Annotated in this window: 2 protein-coding genes; both read right to left on the bottom strand. The window is 70.0% G+C overall.

Annotated elements, in window-relative coordinates; genetic code table 11:
• A partial coding sequence (locus AB0G84_RS36200; RefSeq protein ID WP_361330972.1) for a PEP-utilizing enzyme occupies positions 1–710 on the bottom strand: 710 nt, incomplete at its 3' end.
• Between the two features lie 58 nt (positions 711–768).
• Positions 769–1065 (bottom strand): PTS glucose transporter subunit IIA (locus AB0G84_RS36195; protein ID WP_361330969.1); only part of this gene is annotated, 297 nt, incomplete at its 5' end.

Raw genomic sequence — 1065 nt, 5'->3', positions numbered from 1 at the left:
TGCTCCAGCTGGGCCCGTCGGTCGGCGTCCGGCTCGACGAAGATCTCCCCGGTGCTGCCGTCCACGGCAATCACCGTGCCCTCCACCAGCTCACCCGCGCCCGGCAGCGCCACCACCGCCGGTACCCCCAGCGCCCGGGCCAGGATCGCACTGTGGCTGGTGGGCCCACCCTCCTCGGTGACAAACCCCAACACCAGCGTCGGATCCAGCAACGCCGTGTCCGCCGGCGCCAGATCCCGCGCGATCAACACATACGGCTCGTCACTGTCGGGCACGCCGGGCATCGGCACGCCCAGCAGGCGTGCCACGATCCGGTTGCGGACGTCGTCGAGGTCGGCGACGCGTCCGGCGAGGTATTCGCCGGCGCCGGCGAGGAGGGCGCGGTAGGCGGCGAAGGCGTCGTAGACGGCGCGTTCGGCGGTGCTGCCGACCGCGATGCGTCGTTCGACGTCGGCCAGGAGTTCGGGGTCCTGTGCCATGAGGGCTTGGGCTTCGAGGACGGCTTGGGCTTCGCCGCCGGCGAGGTTGCCGCGTGCGGTGAGGTCGGCGGCGACGGCTTGGACGGCTTGTCGGGCGCGGTTTTGTTCGCGGGGGGCTTCGTGGGTGGGGATTTGTTTGGCTGGTGGTTCTAGGACGGCGGTGCCCATGTGGCGTACCTGGCCTATGGCGACGCCGTGGCTTACCCCGACGCCTCGCAGCGTTGTGTCCATTGACCCGTCTCCGTTTGGGGCGGCGTGGTGGCCGCGGTGGTGGTGTGCCGAGGTGGGGTTACTGCCAGGAGAAGAGGTGGTCGTCGGCTTTGATCTCGCCGTCCTCGCGGAGGTCGCTGAGGGAGTCGGTGGTGGCTTCGAGGGCGACGACGGGGCAGATGGGGGACTTGCCGGCGGCTTCGACCGCGGCGGGGTTCCAGCGCACGATGTGTTGGCCGCGGGTGACGGTGTCGCCCTTGTTCACCAGCAGCTCGAAGCCCTCGCCGTTGAGCTGGACGGTGTCGATCCCCAGATGCGTGAGCACACCGTGTCCCTCCCCGTCGACCACCACAAACGCATGCGGATGCAGCGAGAC

It is taken from the genome of Streptomyces sp. NPDC020742 (assembly GCF_040641675.1).
Classification (GTDB): domain Bacteria; phylum Actinomycetota; class Actinomycetes; order Streptomycetales; family Streptomycetaceae; genus Streptomyces.
The sequence above is the reverse complement of the archived record's forward strand: the minus strand, read 5'-3'. Positions and strand labels throughout refer to the sequence as shown.